The organism is Saccharothrix sp. NBAS 001 (genome assembly GCF_056640475.1).
In genome coordinates this window covers 2,126,891-2,145,006 of the sequence record NZ_CM153251.1, presented here as the reverse complement: position 1 = coordinate 2,145,006, position 18,116 = coordinate 2,126,891, and the positions used below count along the sequence as shown (strand labels likewise).

Below are 18,116 nucleotides of genomic sequence, written 5' to 3'. Positions count from 1 at the left end.
CGCGTCGGACGTCCGGCGCGGCGGTGCCGACAAACGGGTGACAACGGGGCACCTGGCGAAACACCTGCGGTATCACTGTCGATGACCCGGGTGGCACCGGTGGGCGGATGGTGGCGGATGGGCGGCGGGGCGGCCAGCACGGACGACGCGGCGGTGCCGTGCGCCGGCGCGCTCCCGCTCCCCGCCGGATCGCCTTCGGTTCGTCCGGGACACGGTGGTGGAGGCACAGCGGGTGCGCGATTCCGTCCGGTCGGTGCGCAGGTTCGGCGTCGTCACCCTGCTGGTGACCGGCGGGTCGATCGTGCTCGCCTGGCCCGTGGCGGAATACCTGGGGCTGGGCGCGGCGACCACCGTGACAGTCGGCCTCGCGGCCCCCATGCTCTACCTGACGTGGCAGCGGTTCGCTGACAGCCGGACGGACGCACAGGAGACCGACTTGGCCACCATCGCCGACCACCTCGCGGTCGCCGTCCAGCACCAGTTGGACACCGAGGGCACGCGCTACCGGCGCAACGACCGCCTGCCGATGCGCCTGTCGTGGCGCGCGGCCCCGGCGGACCTGGTGAGCGACTGGTCGTCGACCACGGCGATGGCCGTGCGGACCTCGGGCGGCCGCTCGGCCGGGTGGGCGGCCGGCGCGAGCGGGCTGGCCGGCGGGCACGGCGACCTCGCCCGGACCTTCGCCGCGGTGCCGACCGGCCGGCTGGTCGTGCTGGGCAAGGAGGGCTCGGGCAAGTCGACGCTGCTCGCCGAGCTGCACTGGACGCTGCTGCACCGCAGGCCGCGCGGCACGGCGGTCCCGGTGATGTTCTCGCTGACCACGTGGAAGCCGGCCGAGACCGACCTGCGGTCGTGGCTGCTGGCGCGGCTCACGTTCGAGTACCCGATGCTGCGCGAGCAGGCCCCCAGCTCGTCCGGCCGGGCGGCGGTCAGCCGCGCCGAATCGCTGCTGGCGGCGGAACTGGTGCTGCCGATCCTCGACGGCTTCGACGAGATCCCGGAGACCCACCGGCCGGCCGCGCTGGAGCGGATCGACGCCTTCCTGCACCGCGGCGGGCGCCTCGTGCTCGCCTCCCGCACCGAGGACTACCGGCGGGCGGTGCGCCCACCGGACCGCACGCCCGCGGTCCTCACCGGCACCCCCGGGATCGAGCTGCTGGACCTGCCGCGCGCGGTGGCCGAGGACTACCTGCTCACCACCGCCCACGACGGTCCCGCGCAGCGGCCCTGGACCCGGGTGTTCGCCGCGCTGGACGAGAACCCCCAGGTCGCCGAGGTGATGCGGACGCCGCTGATGGTCGACCTGGCGCGGGCGGTCTACAACCCGCGCCCCAGCGAGGACCAGGACGCCCCGCGCAGCCCCGACGAGCTGCTGCGGACGGGTGACTACCCGACCGCCGCCCGGATCAGGCGGCACCTGTTCACCCGCTTCCTGCGGGCGTGCTACCCGCCGCGCGACCGGGGGTGGTCGGAGGAGGCGGCGACCCGGTACCTGCGCAGCCTCGCCCGCTACCTGGACGAGCACCAGGAGGGCAGCACGGGGTTCGCGTGGTGGCAGTTGGGCGGCTGGCACGCGCTGCCCACCCGACGACCGCACTGGTCGTTCGCCAAGGCGTCCGAGCGGCTGCCCGACGTGCTGGTCTTCGGGCTGGTCGCCGGGCTCGGCTTCGGGGTGGCGTTCGGCCTGCTGTTCGGTGCCGGGTTCGGGGTGCTGATGGGGGTGCTCAGCGGGGTGCTGTGCGGCATCGGCGCCGGGCTCGTCACCGCGCTGGTGCCGATGTCGGCCGACCTGCACCGGGTCACCGACCCGCACGACCTGCTCACCCGGGACCGGGCCGCGTTCCTGAGCTACGCCCTGGCCGTCGGGCCGCTGTCCGGTGTCGCGCTCGGCCTGGTGTTCCGCCTGGTCATCCAGCCCGACGTGCAGATGATCCAGGCCCCGGCCCAGGGGTGGCTCGCCCCGGCGGGCGCGATGGGCCTGGTGATCGCGCTGGTGTTCAAGTTCGGCACCGGGATCGTGCGGCGGGCGCTGATCGGCGGGTGCTCCGCGATCGTCATCTGGGTGGCGGGCGTGGTGCTCAACCCGGTGCTGCTCGGGTTCTACGACCGGGTGGTCGCCCTCGCTACCGGGCAGCCGCACCTGGGCGTCGCCACCGGGTTGACCGTGGGCACGGTGCTCGGCACGGCGGCGGGCGTCGCGCTGGCGTGGTCGCGTTCGGCGTGGGGTTCGTTCGCCGCCACCCGGCTCGTGCTCGCCGTGCGCAAGAAGTTCCCGTTGCGGCTGATGGCGTTCCTCAAGGACGCGCACCGGCGCGGCGTGCTGCGCCGGGTCGGCGCGTACTACCACTTCCGCAACCTGGAACTCCAGCAGGCGCTGGTCGCGGAGCCGCCCGGTCAACCGACCGGCTGACCGTCCACATCGGACCGACCGAGCGCGCGCAGGCGACCGGTCCACGTCGCCGCGACGGCCAGCGCCACCACCCAGGCCGCGAAGACCAGCGACGTCGCGCGCGGCGGGCAGAGGTCCAGCAGCACGCCGACCGCCGCGCCGCCGACCGGGGTGGCGGCCCAGATCAGCAGCCGCAGCGCGGTGCCGACCCGGCCTTGCAGCCCGTCCGGGGTGACCTCCAGCTGGAAGCTGAGCGCGGCGATCCCGAAGCACGGCATGGACAGCGAGAACAACGCCAGCACCACCCCGACCACGACCGTCTCGGTGGCGAACGCCATCAGCACCCACAGCGCGCCTTGCAGCCACAGCACCGACAACAGCAGCCCGCCGAGCCCGAGCCGTTGCTTGAGCCGGGGTGCGAGCAGCGCGCCGACCACACCGCCGATCCCGAGCGCGGAGAACAGGACGCCGATCGTGGCCGACGACGCGCCCGCGTCGCGCACCACCACGATCGCCACCAGCGCGATGCCGGAGATGGCCACCTGGAGCCCGGCGGCGACCAGCGCGATCAGCCGCAGCGCCGGGTGGTTCCACAGCCACCGCAACCCTTCCACGACCTCGGAGCGCAGCGATCCGCGCGTTTTCGGCTCCTCGCTCCGGAAATCGCCGCGCACGAACACCAGGCAGAGCGCGGAAGCGAGGAACGACAACGCGTCCACCACGAACGGCAGGCCGCGCGAGAGCTGGAGCAGCGCGCCGCCGATCGGCCCGGCCACCACCCCGCACGCCGACTGCGCGGTCCCCTGCGCCGAGACGGCGGCCGTCAACTGGTCCCGGCGCACGACGTTCGGCAGGCACGCGCCTTCGGCCGCGCTGAAGAACACGTAGAGCACTCCCCCGACGAAACCCGCGACGAACACGTGCGCCGGGGTAAGCGCGTCGAGCGCCAGCGCCACCGGGATGCCCGCCATGTTCACCGCCCGCAGCAGGTCGCAGACGATCATGGTGCGCTTGCGGTTCCAGCGATCCGCCAACGCGCCGGCGACCAGCCCGAACACCAGGTAGGGCAACGCGCGCACGGCGGCGAGCGCGCCGGCCGCCGTCGGCGACCCGGTGATCGCGAGCATCAGCAACGGGTAGGCCAGTTGCGAGACGCCGTTGCCGAACTCCGAGAACGCCTGCCCCGTCCACACCAACCGGAAATCCCGGTTGCGCCACAGCGACCCGGTCGCATCCGTCGTCACCGCGCGAACCTCTCCCACGCCGACTGCCGGGTCATGCCCAGCGCCGTGCCGATGTCCGCCCACGTCACGCCGCGCGCCCGCAGCTCGGCGACCCGTTCCCGCAGCCCCACCTCGATCCGGGACGCGGTCGCGGCGATCTTCGGCAGGTGGGCGAGCAGTTGTTCGTCGGTCATCACCGACCACTCGGGCACGCCCGCCTCGACCTCCCGCCGGTCGGTGTCGAGGATCTCGACGCATTTGGCCACGCATTCGTCGCAGATGTAGATGCCGGGCCCGGCGATCATCCGCCGGACCTCCGGCGCGGGTTTGCCGCAGAACGAACACCACGGCGTGAACACCGCTTCGGCCATGTCGATCCCTTCGATTGGGTCCGCTGTTCTCCGGACAGGCGAAGCCCGGTTCGGCGGTCGGGTGCTAAAACGATCGCGGGCGCGGCCGGAACAGGAACCGGACGAGTCGGCCGCCGTGGAAGACGGATATCGAGGAAGAGCCCCGCCTTCACGTCACGGGCGCGCACGGCGACCACCGATTCGTCCTCCAGCAGCCACTCCGCGAGCAGGCTCGGCAACGAGAAGCAAGGGGGCCAGCACCTCTTCGAGCACGTGACCGCGCTGTGCCTCGAACCCCACCACTGGACCACTCCCCCGGGACATCGCCGACGACGGTTCGCACCCTCGGCCCTTCGACCACGACCCGGCCGCGATCGGACGAGCCGTTGTCAGGCGCTCCCTGACAACGGCGGATAGTAGGGCCGGCGGTCCACCCTCCACAACCCCGGCTGATCCGGAGACTGCGCGATCGCACCCACTACCGAACAGGACCGGCGAGGTCGGGCGGCGGAGGGGACCACGTGCCCGCCCGGTCCGCTCCCCGCACCGCCCACGACGGCCTCCACCCTGGTCGCCGAGCCGAGGCGCGAGGGCTCAACTTCGTTACAGGGAACGGCGTCGTAGGTTCGGTAGGGGCCCGGCATGGGAACCGTGACGAAGACCGCCGGCGAGGGGCCACGACGGGCGGGGCGTCTCGCCGGATACCGGCGGGCGCGAGGCGTGTCCACCCCCCGAAGGCAGCGGGCCCGTCCGGGGGGTGCGGAGAACGGGCGAACGGGGCAACGGTCCGACCGCCGATCGTGTGTGCCCTCCGTCATAGTTCCGGAGTTCCGCGTGATAGTTCGATGTCGGGGCTGTGAAGCGGTTGTGACCGCCCGGCGGCGAGCGCGCGTGCCATCCGGCAAATGCGCTGCTGGGCGCGGTCACGTGGAAACTCCGCGGGCCGCTTTCACACCCCGCGCCACGAAGGTTCGGGGCGTTGACGCGACGCACCGCGCTGCCTTGACTACCCGATGTCATCGGCCGGCTCGTGTCGATTTGGGAGTGGCGGATGCGGACGAACCCCGGCGAGCTGGTCATCGCGGTCAACCCGGTGCACCACCCGGCACCGCGACTGACCGCTGCCGCAACGCGTGCGGGCGGGCTCGGCGTTGTGGAGCTGCCCACGGCCGACCCGCGCGCCGCCGCCGACGCGCTGGACCGCGCCGCGCGCTGGACCACCGGCCGCTTCGGCGTGCGGGTGCGGCCCGGCTGCGCGGTGCCCGACCTGCCCGACGCGGCCGACACCGTGCTGCTCGCGGACCCGGCGCGCACCGCCGCCGACTTCCCCGGCCGGCGGGTGCTGGTGGAGGTGGTCGACCTCGCCGAGGCGCGCGCCGCCGTGCGCTCCGGCGCGGCGGGGCTGGTCGTGCGCGGTCGGGAGGCCGGCGGCCGGGTCGGCGAGCTGAGCACGTTCGTGCTGCTGCAACAGGTTCTCGCCGCCGTGTCCGTCCCGGTGTGGGCGGCGGGCGGCATCGGACCGCACACCGCGGCGGCGGCGGTCGCGGGCGGCGCCGCCGGGGTCGTGCTGGACACCCAGCTCGCGCTGTTCCCCGACGCCGGGCTGCCGGCCGGGCTGACCGCCGCGCTGGAGGGGCTGGACGGCTCGGAAACCGCAGTGCACCAAGGGTATCGCGTGCTGCGACGGCGTGGGCCGGGCGTGCCGGCGCTGCCCGCCGACGGGATCGCCGACCGGCTCGGGCCCGACCTGCGCACCCAGTTCCCGCCGGTCGGCCAGGACGTGGCGCTCGCCTCCGCGTTCGCCCGGCGCTGGCGCGACGCGGGCGCGGCCGTGCGAGGCGTGCGGGACGCGGTGCTCGCCGCGCTCTCCGACGACACGGCCGTGCGCGTGCTGGGCGCGGGTTCGACCGGCGCGCGCCACCTGGGCACGGAGCTGCCCGTCGTGCAGGGACCGATGACCAGGGTCAGCGACCGGCCCGAGTTCGCCGCGGCGGTCGCCGACGGTGGCGCGCTGCCGTTCCTCGCGCTGGCGCTGTCCGGGCCGGAGCAGACCCGCGAACTGCTGACCCGCACCCGTGACGTGCTGGGCGACCGGCCGTGGGGCGTGGGTGTGCTCGGGTTCGCCGCCGAGGACGTGCGCGCCGCCCAGCTCGCCGTGGTCAAGCAGGTGCGGCCCAGCCACGCGATCATCGCGGGCGGGCGGCCCGCGCAGGCCGCCGAGCTGGAGGCGGCGGGCGTGGCGGCGTTCCTGCACGTGCCCTCGCCCGGTCTGCTGCGCCAGTTCCTCGCGGCGGGCGCGCGCAAGTTCGTGTTCGAGGGCGCGGAGTGCGGCGGCCACGTCGGGCCTCGGCACAGCTTCCCGCTGTGGGAGTCCCAGGTCGACGTGCTGCTCGACCACCTCGCCGGCGGCTCGGCCGGCGAGGTGACCGTGCTGTTCGCCGGCGGCGTGCACGACGAGCGGTCGGCCGCGATGGTCGCCGCGCTCGCCGCGCCGCTGGCGCGTGCCGGGGTGGGTGTCGGCGTGCTGATGGGCACCGCCTACCTGTTCACCGACGAGGCGGTGCGCACGGGGGCGATCGGCCCGGTGTTCCAGCGCCACGTCGTCGCCGCCGACCGCACCGACCTGCTGGAGACCGCGCCCGGCCACGCGACCCGGTGCGTGCGCAGCGGGTTCACCGAGGACTTCACCGCGCTGCGCGACGACCTGCGCGGCGCGGGCGTGCCCGAGCGTGACGCGTGGGACCGGCTGGAACGCTTCAACGTCGGCCGGTTGCGCGTGGCCAGCAAGGGCGTCGAGCGCGTCGGCGACGAGCTGCGGCCGGTGTCGGAGGACCGGCAGGCCGCCGAAGGCATGTTCATGGCCGGTGACGTGAGCGTGCTGCGCGACGCCGTCACCACGATCGCCGGGCTGCACGACTCGGTGGGCGCGGCGGCGGGGCGGTGGCTGGCCGACCGGTTCGCCGCGTTGCGCGCCGACCTGGTCGAGCCCGCGCCCGAGCCGGAGCCCGCGCCGCTGCGGGTCGCGGTCATCGGGATGGCGTGCGCGTTCCCCGGTGCGAGCGGTGTGGATTCGTTCTGGGCCAACGTCTTGTCCGGGACCGACAGCGTCACCGAGGTCCCGGCGGAGCGCTGGGACGCGGCGCTGTACTACGACCCGGACGGCACCGGCGAGCGCACCCCGTCGCGCTGGGGCGGTTTCCTGCCGCGCATCCCGTTCGACCCGCTCGCCTACGGCATCCCGCCCGCGTCCCTGGGCGCGATCGAACCCGTGCAGCTGCTGGCGTTGGAGATCTCCCGCCGTGCGCTGGAGGACGCGGGCTACCCGCACACGGCCGCCGACCACCGCCGCACGTCGGTGGTGTTCGGCGCGGAGGCGGGCAGCGACCTGTCCAACGCGACCACGCTGCGCACCGTGCTGCCCTCCTACACCGGCGCGCTCCCGCCGGCGCTGGACGCCCAGCTCCCCCGGCTCACCGAGGACTCGTTCCCCGGGATGCTGGCCAACGTCATCGCGGGCCGGGTCGCCAACCGGCTCGACCTCGGCGGCGCGAACTACACCGTCGACGCGGCCTGCGCGTCGTCGTTGACCGCCGTGGACGTGGCGTGCAAGGAACTGGTCACCGGGACCAGCGACCTGGTGGTGTGCGGCGGGGCGGACCTGCACAACGGGATCAACGACTACCTGCTCTTCTCGTCCGTGCACGCGCTGTCGCCCAGCGGGCGCTCGGCGACGTTCGACCGCTCGGCCGACGGCATCGCGCTCGGCGAGGGCGTGGCGTGCGTGGTGCTCAAGCGGCTGGACGACGCGGTGCGCGACGGCGACCGGGTGTACGCGGTGATCGACGGTGTGGGCAGCGCGAGCGACGGCCGCGCGCTCGGCCTGACCGCGCCCCGTCCCGAGGGCCAGCGCGCGGCGCTCGACCGCGCCTACGCGATGGCCGGCGTGTCGCCCGCGCGGGTGGGCCTGGTCGAGGCGCACGGCACCGGCACGGTGGTCGGCGACCGGACCGAGCTGCGCACGCTGACCGAGGTGTTCACCGAGGCGGGCGCGGAGGTCGGGTCGTGCGCGCTGGGCTCGGTGAAGTCCCAGATCGGGCACACCAAGTGCGCGGCGGGGCTGGCCGGGCTGATCAAGGCGGCGCTGGCCGTGCACCACGGCGTGCGCCCGCCGACGCTGCACCTGCGCGAGCCCAACCCGGAGTGGGCGCCCGAGCGCAGCCCGTTCGGCTTCCACACCGCCGCCCGGCCGTGGGCCGCGCCGCCCGCCGAGCGGATCGCCGGGGTGAGCGCGTTCGGGTTCGGCGGCACCAACTTCCACGTGGTGCTGCGCGCCCACGACCAGGCACCCGCCGCGCACGCGCTGGACGAGTGGCCCGCCGAGCTGTTCCTGTTCCGGGGCACCGATCCGGCCGCCGCCGCACGGGCCGCCGCCGCGCTGCTCGACCAGGTCGAGGCCACGCCCGCCGCCCGGCTGCGGGACTTCGCGCGCGGCGCGGCGACCAAGGCCGACGTGGCCGCGCTGCGCGGCGACCGGGTGTGGCTCGCGGTGGTCGCCGCCGACGTGGCCCAACTGCGGGAGCGGTTGCGGCTCGCCGCATCCGGCGTCGGCGAGGGCGTGTTCGCCGCCGACGTCGAGGAGACCGGTCCGGTCGCGTTCCTCTACCCCGGCCAGGGCAGCCAGCGGCCCGGGATGCTGGCCGAGCTGCTGGTGGCCTTCCCGGAACTGCACCGCTACCTGGAGCTGGGCCGGCCGTGGGCCGACGCGCTCTACCCGCCCGCCGCGTTCGACCAGGCCGCCGAAGCCGCGCAGCGGGCCCGGCTCACCGACACGGCCGTGGCCCAGCCCGCGCTCGGCGTGGTCGAACTGGCCGCCACGGACCTGCTCGCGTCGGTCGGCGTGCGGCCGGACGCGGTGGCCGGGCACAGCTACGGCGAACTCGTCGCGCTGGCCGCCGCCGGCGTGTTCGACCCGGCCGACCTGCTCGCCGCCAGCGCCGCCCGCGCCCAGGCGATCCTCGGCGAGGTGCGCGACGGCGACCCCGGCGCGATGGCGGCGGTGTCCGCGCCGGCCGAGCAGGTGGAAGCGGTCCTGCGGGAGGCGGACCTGCCCGTCGTGGCGGCCAACCGGAACTCGCCCGCGCAGACCGTGGTGTCCGGCGCGACGGTCGCGGTGGCCTCGGCGGTCGAGGTGCTGCGCGCCGCCGGGTGGTCGGTCAAGCACATCCCGGTGGCGTGCGCGTTCCACAGCCCGCTGGTGGCGGGCGCGGGCGAGGTGTTCCGGCGGGTGCTCGACGGGCTGCCGCTGCGCGCGCCGGAACTGCCGGTGTGGGCCAACCACACCGGCGCGCCCTACCCGGCCTCCGCCGACGCGGTGCGCGACGGGCTCGCCGCCCAGATCGGCGCGCCGGTCCGGTTCGCCGAGCAGGTCGAGGCCATGCACGCGGCCGGCGCGCGGGTGTTCGTCGAGGTCGGGCCCGGCCGCGTGCTCAGCGGCCTGGTGTCGGCGGTGCTCGGCGACCGGCCGCACCGGGTGGTGCACCTCGGCGCGGGCCTGCCCGGTTTTCTCACCGCCCTGGCCCGGCTCGCGGTCGCCGGGGTGGACGTGCGGACCGGGCCGCTGGTGCGCGGCCGGGACGCCGCGGACCCGTCCGCCGTGCCGGCGCCGCCCGGGTGGACCGTCGACGGCCACCTGGTGCGGCGCGCGGACGGTGCCATCCAGCCCGGCGCGCTGCGCCCCGCCCAACGGATCACGGAGCCGATCGTGCCCGAACACCAGCCCACCCCCGTGTCCTCCGATGCGCTGGTCGCCGATTTCCTGCGGACCAGCCGCGAGATGATCGCCGCGCAGCGCGACGTGCTGATGACCTACTTCGGGGCGACCGGCGTGCCGGCCGCACCCGCCGTGCGGGCGCTCGAACCGGTGACGGTCGCGCACGCGGTCGCGCACACCGTCGTCGAGGCCGTCGCCCCGGTGGCGGCTCCCGGGCCCGCGTCGCCGGCGGCGGGTCCGGTGGACGTGCTGCGGACCGTGGTGGAGGTGGTGGCCGAGCGCACCGGCTACCCGGTGGAGATGGTCGAGCCCGGCCTGGACCTGGAGGCCGACCTCAGCGTCGACTCGATCAAGCGGGCCGAGATCGCCGGCGAGATCGCCACCCGGCTGGGGCTCGACGCGGGCGCGGGCGAAGCGCTCGAAGCGCTCAGCGCCGCCCGGACCGCCGCCGCCATCGCCGACCTGATCGAGCAGCGCCGCGCCGACGCCTCACCCGCTCCGGCGGGTCCCGACGTGGCCGGTGCGCTGCCGGCGGGCACGACCGGGGGTGCCGCCGGGCCGCTGGTGATCGCGCCGCAGCGACTGGTGTTCGAGGAGCACGAACTCGCGGTGTCCGCGCCCGACGTGCGTGGCGCGCGGGTCGTGGTGGTCGGCGCGCGGGACGACTCCGTGGCCGAAGCGCTGCGGGCGGCCGGCGTCGAGACCGGCGGTGAGGTGGCGGGCGCGGTCGTGGTGCACCTGGGCGCGCTCGACGCCGACGAATCGCTGCTGCCCGAGGAGTTCCCGCGCCTGCAGGCGCTGCTGGCGGCCGGGCCGCGCGGGCTGCTGGCGGTGGACCGGCGCGAGGTCGGTGCCGCGACCGGGCTGCGCGGGTTCTTCCGCACGGTGGCCCGCGAGTACCCGGACCTGACCGCCACCCTGGTCGAGGTGCCGGCGCAGGCCGGGCCGGACGCGGTGGCCGCCGCGCTGCTCGCCGAACTGGCCGCCGACGACCGCGAACCCGTGGTGCTCGCCGGACCCGGCACGCGGCGCGGCCTGCGGCTGACGGTGACCGACCTCGGTCCGGTGGCCGCCGCCGGGGCCGGTCCGGCGGGTGACGGCGCGGCCGAGGCCGAGGCGGCCGGGCTGGACCGCGACGCCGTGGTGCTGCTGGCGGGCGGTGCGCGCGGGATCACCGCGCGGTTCGCCCGGACGCTGGCGGCGGCCGGCCGGTGCCGGCTGGAGCTGCTCGGCCGCACGCCCGCGCCGACCGGCCCGGAGGACGCCGACCTCGCCGGCGCGGCCGACCGGGCCGCGCTGCGCGCCGCGTTCCTGGGCCGGGGCCTGGCCTCGCCGGCCGAGGTCGAGCGGGCGGTGGCCGGCGCGGTGGCCGAGCGGGAGGTCCGCGCCACCCTCGCCGACCTGGGCGAGCGGGCCCGCTACCACTCGGTGGACGTGCTGGACGCCGAAGCGGTGCGCGCCACCGTCAAGCGGCTGCACGACGAGCACGGCCGGCTGGACGCGGTGGTCTACGCGGCGGGCGTGATCGAGGACAAGCTGGTCGCGGACAAGTCCGTCGAGTCGTTCCGGCGGGTGTTCCAGACCAAGGTGGACGGGGCGCGCACGCTGCTCGACGCGGTCGACGCGCTGCCCGACGGCCCCCGGTACGCGGTGCTGTTCGGCAGCATCGCCGCCGCGCTGGGCAACCGGGGCCAGTGCGACTACGCCGCGGCCAACGACGCGCTGGAGGAGCTGGGCCGGCGCTGGTCGCGACCCGGCCGCCGGGGCTTGACCGTCCACTGGGGACCGTGGGCGGGCGGCGGCATGGTCTCGCCGGAGCTGGCCCGCTCCTACGCCGCGCGCGGCGTCGCCCTGATCGACCCCGAGGAGGGGCCGCTGAGCCTGCTGCGGGAACTGGCCTGGGGCCCGGCCGACGTGCACGCCGTCGTCAGCTCCGCGTCCGGCTGGTGACCTCGGTGACCCCGGTCGCGATAGTCGGGATGGCCGTCCTGTTCCCGGGCGCGCCCGACCTGGACTCCTACTGGCGCAACATCTCCGGCGGGGTGGACGCGATCACCGACGTGCCCGCCGACCGCTGGGACGCGGGTTTCCACGACCCGGCCGAGCGGCGCGCGGACCGCGTCTACACCCGTCGCGGCGGGTTCGTCGAGGCCGTGGTGGACGTGGCCGCGTTCGGCGTGATGCCCGCCTCGGTGCCCGGCACCGAACCCGACCAGCTGATCGCGTTGCAGGTGGCGGCGGACGCGGTGGCCGACGCGGGCGGCGAGCGCGCGCTGCCCGGCGACCGGCGGCGGGTCGGGGTGATCCTCGGCCGGGGCGGCTACCTCACGCCCGGCCTGGTGCGCTTGGACCAGCGGGTGCGCAGCGCCAACCAGGTGGTGCGCACGCTGCGCGAACTCGTGCCCGAGCTGGACGAGCAGCGGCTGGCGCGGGTGCGGGCGGCGTTCGCCGAGCAGCTCGGCCCCGAGGCCCCGGAGTCGGCCATCGGCCTGGTGCCCAACCTCGCCGCGTCCCGGGTCGCCAACCGGCTCGACCTGCGCGGCCCCGCGTACACGGTGGACGCGGCGTGCGCGTCGTCGCTGGTGGCCGTGGACCACGCGGTGCGCGAGCTGGACAGCGGCCGGTGCGACGTGGTGCTGGCCGGCGGCGTGCACCACTGCCACGACATCACGCTGTGGAGCGTGTTCAGCCAGCTCGGGGCGTTGTCCCGGAGCGGGCGGATCCGGCCGTTCCACCGGGACGCGGACGGCGTGCTGATCGGCGAGGGCAGCGGGATCGTGGTGCTCAAGCGGCTGGCCGACGCCGAGCGCGACGGCGACCGGGTCTACGCGGTCGTCGCCGGGACCGGCGTGGCCTCCGACGGCCGCTCGGCGAGCCTGCTCAACCCCGACCCCGGCGGCCAGGCGCGCGCGGTGCGGCAGGCGTGGGAGGCGGCGGGGCTGGACCCGCGCGCCCCCGACGCGCTGGGCCTGCTGGAGGCCCACGGCACCGCGACACCGGCCGGCGACGCGGCCGAGCTGCGGACGCTGGCCGACGTGTTCGGCCCGGCGACCGGCGAGCGCGCCGCGCTGGGCTCGGTGAAGTCGATGATCGGCCACACCATGCCGGCCGCCGGCGTGGCCGGGCTGGTCAAGGCGGCGCTCGCGCTGCACCACGGCGTCCTGCCGCCGACCCTGCACTGCGACGACCCGCACCCGGCGCTCGCCGGCACCCGCTTCGCCACGCCGGACCGCGCCCGGCCGTGGGAGCGGCCGGCGGGCGGCGGGCCCCGGCGGGCCGGGGTCAACGCGTTCGGGTTCGGCGGCATCAACGCCCACGTCGTGCTGCACGAACCGGCCACCCGCAGCGCGCCCGTCGCGGTGCGCGAGCCGACCTCGGTGCTGCGGCTGGCCGCGCGCACGCCGGAGGAGCTGCTCGCGGCGCTGGCCGACGACCGGCCCGCCGGGCTGGACGAGCGGGACGACGCGGCCGGGCCGGCGCGGCTGGGGATCGTCGACCCGACACCGCGCAAGCTCGCCCTGGCGCGCAAGGCCGTGGCCAAGGGCGTGCCGTGGCGCGGGCGCGGGGACGTGTGGTTCAGCCCGGCCCCGCTGGGCGGGCGCACCGCGTTCCTGTTCCCCGGGCTGGAGGCCGAGTTCGAGCCCGAGGTGGCCGACGTCGCGCGCCGGTTCGGGCTGTCCTGGACCGGCGGCGGGGTGCGGGTCGGCGACGTCGGGCGGCACGGCGCGGCGGTGTTCCAGGTCGGGCGGCTGCTGGACGCGGCGCTGCGCCGGCTGGGCGTGGTGCCGGACGCGGTCGCCGGGCACAGCGTCGGCGAGTGGACCGCGATGGCGGCGGGCGGCATCCACGCCGCCGACGAGGTGGACGCGTTCCTCGCCGCGTTCGACCCCGAGGCCCTGCGCGTCCCCGGGCTGGCGTTCGCGGTGATCGGCGCGTCCGCGCGACGGGTGGTCGCGGTGCTCGCCGACCACCCGGAAGTCGTGCTGTCCCACGACAACGCGCCCAACCAGGCGATGGTGTGCGGGCCCGAGGCGGACGTGGACGCCGTGGTGCGCCGGTTCCGGGCGGACGCGGTGCTCGGCCGCGTGCTGCCGTTCCGGTCCGGGTTCCACACGCCGATGCTCGCGCCCTACCTGGAACCGATCCGCGACGCCGCCCAGCGCTACCGCCTCAACCCGCCGACCACGCCGGTGTGGTCGGCGACCACCGCCGCGCCGTTCCCGGACGACCCGGCGGGCGTGCGCGAGCTGTTCGTGCGGCACCTGCTGGAACCGGTCCGGTTCCGGCCGCTGGTGCTGGCCCTGCACGCGGCCGGGTTCCGCACGTTCGTGCAGCTCGGCGCGGGCCAGCTGGGGTCGCTGGTGGGCGACACCCTGGCCGCCGAGGAGCACCTGGTGATCTCCGCGCACGGCGGCCTGGCGCAACTGCGCCGGGTGGTGACCGCCCTGTGGGTGCACGGCCGCCCCGCCGACGCCGGTCCCCTGCTGCCGCCCCGCCGCGGCGCCCGCACCCGCCTGGACCTCGGCAGCGCCCTGGTGTCGCTGCCCGCCGCCGAGCGGATCGTGCTCGCCCCGGCACCGGACGCGCCGGCCGGACCGGCCGACCCGGTCGCGGCGGAGCTGTCGGCCCTGCTGCGCGACACGGCGGGCCTGGCCGCCGACCTCGTCGCCGTCCGGGCCGCGCCCGCCCGCCCGCGACCGCCGGGACCCGCTCCCCGCGACGAACGCCCCGTGCTGCGGGTCGGCCTGGCGGAGATGCCGTACCTGCGGGACCACTGCTTCTTCCGGCAGCGCCCCGGTTGGCCGGACGAGGCGGACCGGTGGCCGGTGGTCCCCGCCACGACCGTCATCACGCACCTGACCGCGATCGCCGAACGCACGTCGCCCGGCACGCACGCCACCGCCGTGCACGACGTCCGCCTGTCCAAGTGGATCACCGCGACGCCCGGCGCGGACCTCCCGGTCACCACGAACCGCCGCTCCCCCACCGAGGTCGAGGTCGGCCTGACCGGCTACTCGCAGGCCGTGGTCACGCTCGCCGGGCACTACCCGCCGGCACCGCCCGCCTGGCCCGTCGACGCGCCCGAGCGCACCCCGGACCTGCTCGCCCGGCAGCTCTACGACCAGCGGTGGATGTTCCACGGGCCGCTGTTCCAGGGCGTCACCGAGCTGATCGCGATCGGCGACCGGCACGTCCGGGGCACCCTGGCCGCCCTGCCCACCCCGGGCGCGCTGCTGGACAACGTCGGCCAGCTGCTGGGCTACTGGGTGATGGCCGTCCTGCCGGACCGCACCACCGTGTTCCCGGTCCGGCTGGACCGGATCACCTTCCACGGTCCGCAGCCGGCGCCGCGGCACGAACTGCACTGCCACGTGCGGATCACCGCCGTCACCGGCACGACGGTCACCGCCGACGTCCAGCTCCGGCAGGGCGACCGGGTGTGGGCGGAGATCACCGGCTGGACCGACCGCCGCTTCGACACCGACGCCGGCATCCGGGCCGTGGACCGCTTCCCGGGCGCGAACACCCTGTCCACGCCCCACGAGGAGGGCTGGGCCGTGGTGCACGAGCGCTGGCCCGACCTGGCGACCCGCGAACTGGTCATGCGCAACGTCCTGGGCGGCGCCGAGCGCACCGCCTACGAGACCAGCCCGCCGAACGTGAAGCGCCGCTGGCTGCTCGGCCGCATCGCCGCCAAGGACGCCGCCCGCGCGTTGCTGTGGCGCGAGGGCGTGGGCGAGGTCTACCCGGCGGAGATCGCCGTGGAGGACGACCCGCCGCGCCTGCGCGGGGTGCACGGGCGGGACGTGTCCGGCATCCACGTCGACCTCGCGCACTGCGCCGAGGTCGGCGTCGCCGTCGCCCGCCGCGAGCGGTGCGCGGTCGACGTGCGCGAGGCCGCGCCGCACGCCAGGCACGAGGCCGCCCTGGCGGCGGTCGCCAAGCTCGCCGGCGCGCCCGGCCGGGTGGTGGCCGACGACGGCGACCGGGTGCGCGTCGCGGCCGGCGGCCGGGAGCACACCGCGGGCGTGCGCGCGCTCGCCAACCCGCCCGGCCTGCCCGCCCGGGAGTACGTGGTCGCGTGGGCACCAGCGGAGGAACCAGGAGAGGGATCATGAGCACCGACACGACCGCAGCCGACCAGGCCACCGTGCTGTCCGACATCACGGGGATGCTCCGCGACCTGCTGGAGGAGCACGGTCTGCCGGACGCCGACATCACCCGCGACTCCACCTTCCACGGCGACCTGGAGCTGGAGAGCATCGACCTGGTGACGCTGTCGGCGTCGCTGCGCGAGCACTACGGCGACCGGGTCAACTTCGCCGAGTTCGTCGCGGACCTGGAGCTGGACGAGATCATCGGCCTCACCGTCGGCGAGCTGGTCGACCACGTGGTCACCTCGTTGCGGGGCGCGTGATGGCCAAGGTCCGCACCGGCGAGATCACCACGCACGTGCAGCAGTTGCGCGCGGCGGGCGGCGACCCCTCGGCGCCGCTGGTGGTGTTCGTGCACGGGCTGCTCACCGACAGCCTCGCCAGCTACTACTTCACCATCGGCCCGCAGATCGCGGCGGCCGGCGTGGACGTGCTGATGTACGACCTGCGCGGGCACGGCCGCAGCGAGCGCCCGGCCACCGGCTACCGGCTGGAGCACTTCGTCGCGGACCTGGCGAACCTGCTCGACGCGCTCGGCGAGACCCGGCCCGTGCACGTGGTGGGCAACTCGTTCGGCGGCACGGTCGCGACCGGCCTGGCCGCCTGGCACCCCGAGCTGGTCGCCACGGTCACCATGATCGAGGGCGAACCCCCGGTGACGGGCTGGACCGAGCGCATGGCCGATGCCCTCACCAGGGCCAAGGACCGCATGGTGCGCGACGAGGTGCTGGACTGGATCGAGGACACCTACGGGTGGCACACCGCGAAGCTGGCCCGGGGCGCGAGCCGCATCCTCAAGAGCACCACCGTCGCCGAGGACGTGCCGCGCAGCCGGGTGATCGACGACGACCTGAGCGCGCTGACCCGCCCGCTGCTCGCGCTGTTCGGCGACGTGTCCGGGCTGTGCGAGCAGGTCCCGGGGCTGGAGGCGGCGCTCGACGACTGCCGCACCGTGGTGCTGCGCGACCAGGACCACTCGGTGCTGGTGGAACGGCCGCACGAGACGCGCGACCTGCTGCTGGACTGGGTGCGCGCGCACCACGTGGTGGCCTCGCGGTGAGCCGGTTCCTGTTCGTGGTGCCGCCGCTGGTCGGCCACGTCAACCCGCTCGCGGCGGTGGCGGCGGAGCTGGCCGGGCGCGGCCACGAGGTGGCCTGGGCCGGGCACGCCGACCTGCTGCGCCGCCTGGTCGGGCCGGACGCCGCCGTGCACGACTGCGCGCTGCCCGACACCGACCTGCTGCACCGGCCGCCGGAGCTGACCGGCCCGGCCGCGTTCCGGTTCCTGTGGCGGGACTTCTTCGTGCCGCTGGCCGACGCGATGGCGCCCGGCGTGGCCGCCGCGATCGGGCGGGTGCGGCCGGACCTCGTGGTGGCCGACCAGCACGCGGTGGCCGGGTCGCTGGTGGCCGAACGGCTGGGCGTGCCGTGCGCCACGTCGGCCAGCACCTCCGCCGAGCTGGTCGACCCGCTGGCCGGGCTGCCCAAGGTCGCCGCGTGGCTGGCGGACCTGCTGGCCGACCTGCGCCGCCGGGTGGGCGACCCGGCCGCGGTGCACGACCCGCGCCGGCCGCCCGCCGGCGTGGTCGCGTTCACCACCGCCGACCTGCTGGGCGACGGGCCGCTGCCGGTCGGGGTGCGGCTGGTCGGCCCGGCGATCGCCGCCCGGCCCGCGTCCGGGTTCCCGTGGGAGCGCCTCGACCCGGACCGGCGGACGGTGCTGGTCAGCCTCGGCACCGCGAACGTGGACGCGGGCGAGCGGTTCCTGCGGGTGGCGCTGACGACGTTGGCCGCGCGCCCGCACGTGCAAGGTGTCGTGGTGGACCCCGGTGGCGTGCTGGGCGACGTGCCGGACGCGGTCGTGGTGCCGCACGTGCCGCAGGTCGAGTTGCTGGCCCGGTGCGCGGCGGTGGTGTGCCACGCCGGGCACAACACCGTGTGCGAATCGCTGTGGCACGGCGTGCCGCTCGTGCTCGCGCCGATCCGCGACGACCAGCCCGTGGTCGCGGCCCAGGTGGTCGCGGCGGGCGCGGGGGTGCGGGTGCGGTTCGGCCGCGCCACCGCCGAGGCGCTGGGCACCGCGCTGGACACCGTGCTGTCGCCCGCGTCCGGTCACCGCGACGCGGCCCGCGCGATCGGCCGGTCGTTCCGCGCGGCCGGCGGCGCACCCGCCGCCGCCGAGCACCTGGCCGCGCTCGCGGCGCGCTCTCCCGTCCGCTCCGCCTGAGCC

Annotated in this window: 8 protein-coding genes; 6 read left to right on the top strand and 2 right to left on the bottom strand. The window is 76.2% G+C overall.

All coding sequences use genetic code 11. From position 1 onward, the window contains the following. Positions 1-232: 232 nt before the first annotated feature. Positions 233-2,410 (top strand): NACHT domain-containing protein, encoded by a 2,178-nt coding sequence (locus AC0HI0_RS09125; RefSeq protein ID WP_480931852.1) that lies wholly within the window; start codon positions 233-235, stop codon positions 2,408-2,410. Here the strand turns inward: AC0HI0_RS09125 and AC0HI0_RS09120 are convergent. Next, positions 2,395-3,633 carry an MFS transporter gene (locus AC0HI0_RS09120; protein WP_480931851.1) on the bottom strand — a complete coding sequence of 413 codons (1,239 nt, stop codon included), beginning with the start codon at positions 3,631-3,633 and terminating at the stop codon, positions 2,395-2,397. The two genes, AC0HI0_RS09125 and AC0HI0_RS09120, sit on opposite strands and share 16 nt — an antisense overlap. After that, positions 3,630-3,983, bottom strand: coding sequence for a ClpX C4-type zinc finger protein (locus AC0HI0_RS09115; protein WP_480931850.1), 354 nt, complete (start codon positions 3,981-3,983; stop codon positions 3,630-3,632). The genes AC0HI0_RS09120 and AC0HI0_RS09115 overlap by 4 nt, the downstream gene beginning before the upstream one ends. Positions 3,984-5,013: 1,030 nt before the next feature. On the opposite strand from AC0HI0_RS09115, the gene AC0HI0_RS09110 reads away from it, so the two are divergent. From AC0HI0_RS09110 to AC0HI0_RS09090, 5 genes are read left to right on the top strand one after another with little or no spacing between them, the layout of a single operon-like run. Next, positions 5,014-11,682 (top strand): SDR family NAD(P)-dependent oxidoreductase, encoded by a 6,669-nt coding sequence (locus AC0HI0_RS09110; protein WP_480931849.1) that lies wholly within the window; start codon positions 5,014-5,016, stop codon positions 11,680-11,682. Beyond that, complete coding sequence (locus AC0HI0_RS09105) at positions 11,679-15,851, top strand: beta-ketoacyl synthase N-terminal-like domain-containing protein (RefSeq protein WP_480931848.1); 4,173 nt, start codon at positions 11,679-11,681, stop codon at positions 15,849-15,851. The genes AC0HI0_RS09110 and AC0HI0_RS09105 overlap by 4 nt, the downstream gene beginning before the upstream one ends. Beyond that, positions 15,848-16,150 (top strand): acyl carrier protein, encoded by a 303-nt coding sequence (locus AC0HI0_RS09100; RefSeq protein WP_480931847.1) that lies wholly within the window; start codon positions 15,848-15,850, stop codon positions 16,148-16,150. The genes AC0HI0_RS09105 and AC0HI0_RS09100 overlap by 4 nt, the downstream gene beginning before the upstream one ends. Then, the gene (locus tag AC0HI0_RS09095; protein WP_480931846.1) at positions 16,150-16,947 is read left to right on the top strand and encodes an alpha/beta fold hydrolase; all 798 of its coding nucleotides are present in this window, start codon (positions 16,150-16,152) and stop codon (positions 16,945-16,947) included. The genes AC0HI0_RS09100 and AC0HI0_RS09095 overlap by 1 nt, the downstream gene beginning before the upstream one ends. Then, entirely contained in the window at positions 16,944-18,113 is a 1,170-nt protein-coding gene (locus AC0HI0_RS09090; RefSeq protein ID WP_480931845.1) for a glycosyltransferase, read from the top strand. The genes AC0HI0_RS09095 and AC0HI0_RS09090 overlap by 4 nt, the downstream gene beginning before the upstream one ends. Positions 18,114-18,116 lie beyond the last annotated feature (3 nt).

Coding starts and splice junctions, on each gene's coding strand:
- AC0HI0_RS09115 (WP_480931850.1), bottom strand. CDS start 3,983: ATGGCCGAAGCGGTGTTCACGCCGTGGTGTTCGTTCTGCGGCAAACCC.
- AC0HI0_RS09110 (WP_480931849.1), top strand. CDS start 5,014: ATGCGGACGAACCCCGGCGAGCTGGTCATCGCGGTCAACCCGGTGCAC.
- AC0HI0_RS09100 (WP_480931847.1), top strand. CDS start 15,848: ATGAGCACCGACACGACCGCAGCCGACCAGGCCACCGTGCTGTCCGAC.
- AC0HI0_RS09095 (WP_480931846.1), top strand. CDS start 16,150: ATGGCCAAGGTCCGCACCGGCGAGATCACCACGCACGTGCAGCAGTTG.